At 70.6% G+C, this 2,945-nt stretch carries 3 protein-coding genes; 2 read left to right on the top strand and 1 reads right to left on the bottom strand.

Annotation, left to right across the window (positions count from 1 at the left end; translation table 11 throughout):
* Positions 1 to 40 precede the first annotated feature (40 nt).
* Together D7Y13_RS40440 and D7Y13_RS40435 are read left to right on the top strand one after the other, a co-directional pair.
* Positions 41 to 1,612, top strand: a complete 1,572-nt coding sequence (locus D7Y13_RS40440; RefSeq protein WP_120584641.1) for a class I adenylate-forming enzyme family protein — start codon at positions 41 to 43, stop codon at positions 1,610 to 1,612.
* 174 nt (positions 1,613 to 1,786) lie between these two features.
* Positions 1,787 to 2,155 (top strand): response regulator, encoded by a 369-nt coding sequence (locus tag D7Y13_RS40435; RefSeq protein WP_120535727.1) that lies wholly within the window; start codon positions 1,787 to 1,789, stop codon positions 2,153 to 2,155.
* 11 nt (positions 2,156 to 2,166) lie between these two features.
* Here D7Y13_RS40435 and orn read toward each other — a convergent pair whose 3' ends face one another.
* A complete protein-coding gene (orn, locus tag D7Y13_RS40430; protein WP_120535728.1) occupies positions 2,167 to 2,715 on the bottom strand; it encodes an oligoribonuclease in 549 nt (182 codons plus the stop codon).
* Positions 2,716 to 2,945 lie beyond the last annotated feature (230 nt).

Genomic DNA, 2,945 nt, shown 5'->3' with positions numbered 1-2,945 from the left:
CCCCCCACAGCCCCCCGTCCCAGCTAGGCTCGGGCTCACCATGCCGGCCTCCCTGCTCGAAGTCTTCCTCGACCATGCCCGTCACGCGCCCTCGCGCCCGCTGCTCTCCTTCGAGGGCACCACCTTCACGCGCGGGCAGCTCGCGGAGCGCGTCACCGCGTTCGCGCGCGGGCTCAAGGCCCGGGGCCTCGCTCCCGGGGAGCGCGTGGCCCTCTTCCTGGAGAACAGCGACGCGTTCGTCATCACGTGGCTCGGCGTCCAGGCCGCCGGCTGCGTCGCCGTGCTCGTCAACACCGCGTACCGCCAGGTCGAACTGGCCCACATCCTCTCCGACGCGGAGGTGAAGGTCTGCGTCACCGGCACCTCGGGCGCCTCTGAACTCTCTCCCCTGCGCGACCAGCTCCCCGCGCTGCAATGGCTCATCACCGTGGAGCCGCCCCCGCCGGAGCTGCCCGCGTCCCTGCCCACCGTGGCCTTCGACGCCATCCTCGCGCAGGGCTCCGCCTCCCACGTCTCCCTGCCCCTTCCCGGCGCGGAGGACCTCGCGGTGCTCGGCTACACGTCCGGCACCACCGGCCGCTCCAAGGGCGCCATGCTCCAGCACCGGCAACTGCTCGCCAACGTGCGCGCCGTCACCGAGGCGTGGCGCTGGACGGACGCGGACCGGCTCCTGCTCACCCTCCCGCTCTTCCACACCCACGGCCTCATGGTGGGCCTGCACGGCACCCTCTTCACCGGCGCCAGCGTGGACCTGCGCCGCCGCTTCGTCGCCTCCGAAGCGCTCGCCTCCCTCCATGACGACGCGTCCCTCACCCTCTTCTTCGGCGTGCCCACCATGTACGGGCGCCTCCTGGAAGAGTCCCGCCGCTCCGGCGTGAAACCGCGCTCCTTGCGCCTGTGGGTCTCCGGCTCGGCACCCCTGAGCCCCCAGCTGTGCCTGGACATCGAAGCGCAGTTCGGCGCCCGCATCCTGGAGCGCTACGGCATGACGGAGACGCTCATGAACACCACCCAGCCCTACGACGGCGAACGCCGCCCCGGCACCGTGGGCATGCCCTTCCCCGGCCAGGAGGCCCGCGTCGTGGACGTGCGCTCGCGCGCCGTCCTGCCTCGTGGCGAGACGGGCGAAATCGAGGTGCGCGGGCCCCACGTCTTCACCGGCTACTGGCGCCGCCCCGACGCCACCACCGAGGCCTTCGACGCCGACGGGTGGTTCCGCACCGGCGACCTGGGCGAGTACGACCCCGACGGCTTCCTGCGCATCACCGGCCGCGCCCGCGAGCTCATCATCAGCGGCGGCTTCAACATCTACCCCCGCGAGGTCGAAGAGGTCCTCGCCGGCCACGCTTCCGTCGCCGAGGCCGCCGTGCTGGGCCTGCCCGACCCCGACTTCGGCGAACAGGTCGTCGCCGTCATCGTCTCCACTCCGGGTGCGCCCCAGGACGCCCAGGCCCTGGTCGACTGGTGCCGCGAACGCCTGGCCGCCTTCAAGAAGCCGCGCCGCGTCGTCTTCACCGACGCCCTGCCCCGCAACGCCCTGGGAAAGGTCCAGAAACACATCCTCCGGGACCGCTTGTCCACGCCCCAGGGCTCACCTGCCCCCACCTGCTGAACAAAACCCACATCAGCCCCTGGCCGAAGTCGCGCGACGACCTACCTTGTCCGGCAGATGCTTCCGGAGCCCTCGCGTGACGCCTACCCGTCCCTCACACCGCCTGACGCACCCTTGCGCCTTCTCCCAGGGGGAGCGCAGGAGGGACATCCAGGCGGTGAAGGCCCGGGGCGCATGAAGCGGCTGCTCATCGTCGACGACGAACTCGCCATCGTGGAGGCGCTCCAGGACATCCTGTCCCTGGAGGGGTACGACATCGACACCGCCTACAACGGTGACGAGGGCCTCCAGCGGCTGCTGGCCGCGAAGCCCGACCTCGTGTTGCTGGACTTGATGATGCCGGTGATGGACGGCGGAGAGCTGCTGCGCCGCATCCGCGCCCATCCCGACCTGCGCCACATCCCCGTGGTGGTGATGAGCGCCGGCCGCCTCACCGAGGAAGAGCGCCGCGCCAGCTCGCACTTCCTCGCCAAGCCCTTCGAACTGGACGACCTGCTGGGCACCATCGCCCGGCAGCTCCCGGCCGAGGGCGCCCGCGTCTGACGCGAGGGCCGCTAGCCCGGCGTCGCGCGGAAGAGGATGTCCCGGTAGTACTGCAACTCACTGATGCTGGAGCGCAGGTCCGCGAGCGCGGTGTGCCCGCTGGGCGGCTTGCGCGGCTCCACCAGCGCCGGGTACCAGGCGCGCACCAGCACCTTCAGGCTCGTCACGTCCACCATGCGGTAGTGCAGGTAGCGGTCCAGCATGGGCATGTGGCTGATGAGGAAGCGCCGGTCGGTGTGGATGGAGTTGCCCGCGAGGATGCCCTCGCCCAATTCACAATGGTCCGCGACGAAGGACGTCACCTCGCGCTCGGCCACGCGCAGGGACACGTTGGAGGCGCGGACCTTCTCGCTGAGGCCGTTCTTCGTGTGCATGTCGCGCACGACGGGCTCCATGCGCTGGAGCATCTCCTCCGGCTGCCAGATGACCCGCTCGAACTCCGCGATGGGGCGCAGGTCCGGGCCGGTGATGATGACGCCCACCTCGATGATGCCGCAGGACTCTGGGTCCAGCCCGGTCATCTCCAGGTCGAGCCACACAAGGCGGGGTTCACGGGCCATTTACGAACGTCCTGATCGCGAAGAGGAAGACAGCAACGCCCCCTATACCAGCCCCCGGCCCAGGAGCACTCACTCCGTGGACGAATCGTCCCACCGCGTCCGCACGTCCACCTTGGATTCGAGCGTGCGGTGCACCGGGCACAGGTCCGCGATGTGCAGCAGCCGGGTGCGCTGTTCGTCCGTCAGGGGCCCCTCCAGACGGACCCGCCGCTCCAGCCCATCCACCCGCC

Source organism: Corallococcus praedator (assembly GCF_003612125.1).
Lineage (GTDB): Bacteria > Myxococcota > Myxococcia > Myxococcales > Myxococcaceae > Corallococcus > Corallococcus praedator.
Note: the sequence above shows the minus strand (reverse complement) of the source record. Positions and strands in the feature narration are given on the sequence as shown.

Excerpts from the sequence above, each read along its gene's own strand:
- D7Y13_RS40440 (WP_120584641.1), top strand. The coding sequence starts at position 41 with ATGCCGGCCTCCCTGCTCGAAGTCTTCCTCGACCATGCCCGTCACGCG.
- D7Y13_RS40435 (WP_120535727.1), top strand. The coding sequence starts at position 1,787 with ATGAAGCGGCTGCTCATCGTCGACGACGAACTCGCCATCGTGGAGGCG.
- orn (WP_120535728.1), bottom strand. The coding sequence starts at position 2,715 with ATGGCCCGTGAACCCCGCCTTGTGTGGCTCGACCTGGAGATGACCGGG.